The following is a 5,292-nucleotide window of genomic DNA, read 5'->3' as shown; positions in this document are numbered from 1 at the left end:
CAACTGGTTTTGAGCGTAAAAAAGATTTTGAAATGCTTCGCCCACGCAGTGGCTCAAGCAACGGACGAAGTCGTTGGCGACATGAGCGAAGCGAATTTTTTATGTATTAAGTAAATTAGTATAAAAATAAATAATATCAATAGTTTTATAAACATAAAAATTATATTTTTGAGAAATGATATATCGTTGGCAAAATGAGGTGTTTCATCGACATATCTTTTAAGAAAAGCGCATTTTTATATTAATTAAATAAAATAATAAATTGGATTTAGTTATGATTAAAAATAAAATTATTGTAAAAAATGATTTATTTTATATTTAAATTTAAAAATGCAACTTGAAAATAAAAAATTGCAAAAAAATAGTTGAAATTTAGAAAGATAATCGCTATAATGTATATAAATGAATGATTGTATTAAAAATATGCATTATTAAAACTTTTATAAATTATTTATACAATGAAAATAAGGAGGGATTTAGATGGATGCAATACTTAAACTGATAGGCAATATGAATACATTCTTATGGTCTTATATATTAATAGTAATGCTAATAACATTAGGACTTTATTTTACTTTTAGGACTAAATTTGTTCAATTTAGATACTTTGGAGAGATGTTTAGATTATTAGGTGATGGAGCATCTAAAGATTCTAAAAAAGAAGGTAAAGTATCTTCATTCCAAGCCTTTTGTATGAGTACAGCATCAAGAGTTGGAACAGGAAATATAGCAGGGATAGCAATTGCAATTATAGGAGGAGGTCCTGGAGCTATATTTTGGATGTGGATTATAGCTTTAATTGGATCAGCATCAAGTTTTGTTGAAAGTACATTAGCTCAAATATATAAAGTAAAGGATGGAGACTCATTTAGAGGAGGTCCAGCTTATTATATAGAACAGGGATTAAATAAGAAATGGCTAGGTGCAACTTTTGCAGTATTAATAACTATATCTTTTGGATTTGTATTTAACGCAGTTCAAGCTAATACTGTAGCTACAGCATTTAATAATGCATTTGGCTTAGATAAGATGGTTATAGGTATAGTACTTGCAGCATTAACAGCAGCTGTTATATTTGGTGGAGTGCATAGAGTTGCTAAAGTTTCTGAAATAATAGTTCCTATATTTGCAGGACTTTATATATTAGTATCATTATTTATAGTAGTTACTAACTTAAATTATATTCCAGGTGTATTTAAATTAATATTTGAAAGTGCATTTGGTATGAGAGAAATAGCAATGGGTACTATGGGTGGTATGATGTTAACTGGTATAAAAAGAGGATTATTCTCTAATGAAGCTGGTATGGGATCAGCACCTAATGCAGCAGCTACAGCTGATGTAAGTCATCCAGTACAACAAGGTTTAATACAAACTTTAGGAGTATTTACAGATACTATAGTTATATGTAGTTGTACTGCATTTATTATACTTTTATACCCAACATATATGGAAACAGGGTTAACTGGTATAGAACTTACACAAGCTGCATTATCAGCACATATAGGACCTATAGGAAATATATTTATAGCAGTTTGTATATTCTTATTTGCATTTAGTTCTATAGTAGGTAACTATTATTATGGTCAATCTAATATGGAATTTGTAAACTTAAGTAAAACTGGATTAAATGTATTTAGAGTGATTGTTGTAGGTATGGTTTTATTTGGAGCACTTACAAAGGTGCAAATAGTTTGGGATTTAGCAGATGTATTTATGGGGCTTATGGCTGTTATAAACTTAGTGGCTATAACATTATTAGGTAAATATGCATTTGCAGCATTAGATGATTATACTAAGCAAAAGAAAGCTGGAATTAAAAATCCAATATTCAATGCTTCTAATATAAAAGGGTTAGAAAATGTAGAGTGTTGGAATGATAATAAATTTTCAAAAGAAGTAATATAATTTAAAAGTGTCTCTTAGTTATAAGAGGCACTTTTACTATATTATAAAATATATATAAATAAGATGTATTAAATTATATAAAACGTTTACATTGTATATATATAATGTTAGAATGTAATTAATATTTATTTATCTGGGGGTAAGTTTATGAATTTGCTTAAACAAAAGTCTTGGGCTGTAGTAATCATAGATGAAAATGAAGATTCCAAAGAAATTAAAATTATAAATTTATTAAAAGAAAATAATTATAATGTAGTGGGGATTAATTTAAATAATTATAAGTCAGATAAATTTCATGTTTATGAGAGCTTAAAAGATATACCACATAATGTAGATATTGTTGCTATCATTAAAGAGTCAATACATAATTATTGTATAATAGATGAGATGGAACTACTGGATATAAAAAATATTTATTTTGAAAAGGGTAGTTATACAGAATATATATTAAAAAAAGCAAAAGAAGCTAAATTAAATATAGTAAATTTTGTAGATTTGTATGAAGAACTTAAATTAAAATAATTTTAAAGAAGGTATAAAAAAGTCTATTTAAACTTTTTATACCTTTTTTGATGTATGCTATTTGTTATATAATAGTTAATTATAAACCGTAGCAGCATCTAATATAAATTAAAAAATGGTAATATTTATAAAGTATACAATAAAAATTGAAGGAGAGTTAAGTAGTAATATATAATTATTAATATAGTCAAAAAAAGTTATAAATATTCAATTTATAGGGGAATCTGTTTAAAGTAGTAATAATTACAGTGATTAATTATGTATAGTGAAAAATAAGGTGTAGTGGGAAAATATAAATGAAAATGTAGAAAAATTATAAATGTAGTGTAGTGAACTATATTTTGATAAAAAATATTAAAGGGATAAGCTAGTAAGTGTACAACAAATTTAAAATGATATAATTTATTAGAGTGAGTAGGTGACATAATGTTAGATGGATATGAAAGAAATATAGATTATGCTAGAATATCTCTTACAGATAAGTGCAATTTAAGGTGTGTTTACTGTATGCCAGAAGATAAAGTATATGAAAATAATTTAATAAATGATACTTTATCGTTTAATGATTATAAATTTATAATAAATGGATTATCACAAGTTGGTATAAAGAAAATTAAATTTACAGGTGGAGAGCCTTTGTTATATCCACATCTTATAGAGTTAATAAAGTATGCACATTATGAGTGTAATATAGATGATATATCGATAACTACAAATGGTATAGGTCTTAATGAAATAGCGTATGAGTTAAAAAGAAGTGGATTAAAAAGTGTTAATATTAGTTTAGATTCTCTTAAATCATACAAATATAAAAGTATAACAAGAGGTGGAAACTTAACAGATGTATTAAAATCCATAAATAGATGTTTAGAGTTAGGGATAAAAGTAAAAATAAACTGTGTTGTTATAAAAAGATTTAATGATGATGAAGTTTATGATTTTATAGAAATGGCAAATTATTATCCTATAGATGTTAGATTTATAGAACTTATGCCACTAGGAGAAGGTGAATATTTTTATGAGAATGGATATTTTAATATATCTAATTTTATAAATGATATTGATGAACTATATAAAATAGAAGATGAAAAAGGCTCTACGGCAAGACTATATCAAGCTAAATATGCAAAGGGAAGAATAGGTATTATAACTCCTATTAGCTGTCAGTTTTGTAATACGTGCAACAGAATTAGAATTACATCAGATGGAAAGATAAAATTATGTCTTCATTCAAATGAAGAAACGGATATAAGGTATTATCTTAATAAACCAATGATATTTAAAGAAGTATTAAAAGAAATTATACTTAAAAAGCCAGATAAGCACAATTTATTAGAAAGTAATTCTAGTGATACATATAGACAAATGTATGAAATAGGTGGATAATATATAAATGATAAAATATAACAATAAAAAAGTGTCTTATAATGATATATATTATAAGACACTTTTTGCTATTTAGAAAAATAAATAGTTTTTAATTAGTTATACAACATAATAAAGTTAGATTAGATGTTTTGATTAAATTTATTTATAGAATCTATCATTTCTTTTCTTATAGACTCACCAAGAATTGTAGTTTTAACTTTTGGATTTTCTATATGTTCGTATATAGGTGGTAAAAACTCAACTTCAACATCTTTTGAATTTATTTTACCTATAGGTTGGTAACCTTCATAAGTGTGTCTAGAGTTTTTTATAACAAAAGGAACTATAGGACATTTTGCTTTGTATGCAATTTTTAGTGCACCACTTCTAAATTCAGATATAAGTGCATCTGGATCTTTTACCCAAGTTAAATCTCCTTCGGGGAAAATTGCCATACTTTGGCCTTTTAATATATTATTAGCTGCCTCATTTATACTTTTTATACCTTCTCTATTATCTTGTCTGTTTATATAAACACATTTTGTAAGCTTTGCCCAACTGCTAACTATAGGCATTGACCTCCAAACAGGTTCATCAGCAATTACACAGCCAATAGGTCTATCTACACTTGCAAAAAGTATGAAACTATCTAGCATACTAGAATGGTTGCAAATGAACAAGACTGGTTGGTTTGCTATATTTTCTTTTCCATTTATAGTAAGGTTTATGTTAACCAACTTTAAAGACTTTTTAGCTTGTTTATGTAAAAAATCATATATTTCTTTATTAGTAAAGTTATCTGGATTTTTCTTTATTTTGTTAAGTTTAGGTATAGAACAAGAAAAACCAAATATTTGATAAGTTGCAAATTTTAAATAATTAAGCATTTTTGTGTCTCCTCATATAGATATCTAATAATTTATTTTAACATAAAACAATTATATTTACAAATAACCTATATCTAAGAATTATTGTGAATATAATATAAGGTCTCTTGAATATAATTTACCTAGATACACCTGTTTATATACTAATTTTAGGAGGAAATTAATGAGATTATCTGATGAGAGATTATTAAGGGTAAGGATTTTATCTCATACTGGAGATAAAATACATATAAAATTACCTGTTGGATTTGTTAAAAAAATGATTAAAAATAATACATTTGATTTTTTCTATGGAGCAGATGATATGATAGATAGCCAAAAGCTTTTAGATGTATTAGTTAAAGCCTTTGATTATGACTTAAGTGGGGAAATTGCTCATATGGAGAGGAAAAATGGGGATATAATAAAGATGATAATTGATTAAATAGCACTAATAATTAGTGCTATTTTTTACGCTTAAGGATATTATAATATTTTAAAAAATGTGGATAACTTCTGAATGTAAGTAATATCAATAAACTGGTTTTGAGCGTAAAAAAGATTTTGAAATGCTTCGCCCACGCAGTGGCTCAAGCAACGGACGAAGTCGTTGGCGACATGAGCGAAG

General features: G+C 26.2%; 5 protein-coding genes. 4 read left to right on the top strand and 1 reads right to left on the bottom strand.

The window, feature by feature from the left end; all coding sequences use genetic code 11:
* Positions 1-480: 480 nt before the first annotated feature.
* The 3 genes from Q5F54_RS10220 (at position 481) to moaA (ending at position 3,816) form a co-directional block, all read left to right on the top strand.
* Positions 481-1,908 carry a sodium:alanine symporter family protein gene (locus Q5F54_RS10220; RefSeq protein ID WP_071119892.1) on the top strand — a complete coding sequence of 476 codons (1,428 nt, stop codon included), beginning with the start codon at positions 481-483 and terminating at the stop codon, positions 1,906-1,908.
* 147 nt (positions 1,909-2,055) lie between these two features.
* The gene (locus Q5F54_RS10215) at positions 2,056-2,430 is read left to right on the top strand and encodes a CoA-binding protein (protein ID WP_288525891.1); all 375 of its coding nucleotides are present in this window, start codon (positions 2,056-2,058) and stop codon (positions 2,428-2,430) included.
* Between the two features lie 426 nt (positions 2,431-2,856).
* Positions 2,857-3,816 carry a GTP 3',8-cyclase MoaA gene (gene moaA, locus Q5F54_RS10210; protein WP_071119894.1) on the top strand — a complete coding sequence of 320 codons (960 nt, stop codon included), beginning with the start codon at positions 2,857-2,859 and terminating at the stop codon, positions 3,814-3,816.
* 122 nt (positions 3,817-3,938) lie between these two features.
* Here moaA and Q5F54_RS10205 read toward each other — a convergent pair whose 3' ends face one another.
* Positions 3,939-4,685, bottom strand: coding sequence for a lysophospholipid acyltransferase family protein (locus Q5F54_RS10205; protein WP_302334364.1), 747 nt, complete (start codon positions 4,683-4,685; stop codon positions 3,939-3,941).
* A gap of 163 nt (positions 4,686-4,848) precedes the next feature.
* On the opposite strand from Q5F54_RS10205, the gene Q5F54_RS10200 reads away from it, so the two are divergent.
* Positions 4,849-5,109, top strand: coding sequence for a hypothetical protein (locus Q5F54_RS10200; RefSeq protein WP_071119896.1), 261 nt, complete (start codon positions 4,849-4,851; stop codon positions 5,107-5,109).
* The last annotated feature ends 183 nt before the right edge of the window (positions 5,110-5,292 follow it).

Origin of the sequence: uncultured Romboutsia sp., assembly GCF_958366745.1 — a bacterium.
Lineage (GTDB): Bacteria > Bacillota > Clostridia > Peptostreptococcales > Peptostreptococcaceae > Romboutsia > Romboutsia timonensis.
The sequence above is the reverse complement of the archived record's forward strand: the minus strand, read 5'-3'. Positions and strand labels throughout refer to the sequence as shown.

Excerpts from the sequence above, each read along its gene's own strand:
- Q5F54_RS10200 (WP_071119896.1), top strand. The coding sequence starts at position 4,849 with ATGAGATTATCTGATGAGAGATTATTAAGGGTAAGGATTTTATCTCAT.
- Q5F54_RS10220 (WP_071119892.1), top strand. The coding sequence starts at position 481 with ATGGATGCAATACTTAAACTGATAGGCAATATGAATACATTCTTATGG.
- moaA (WP_071119894.1), top strand. The coding sequence starts at position 2,857 with ATGTTAGATGGATATGAAAGAAATATAGATTATGCTAGAATATCTCTT.
- Q5F54_RS10215 (WP_288525891.1), top strand. The coding sequence starts at position 2,056 with ATGAATTTGCTTAAACAAAAGTCTTGGGCTGTAGTAATCATAGATGAA.
- Q5F54_RS10205 (WP_302334364.1), bottom strand. The coding sequence starts at position 4,685 with ATGCTTAATTATTTAAAATTTGCAACTTATCAAATATTTGGTTTTTCT.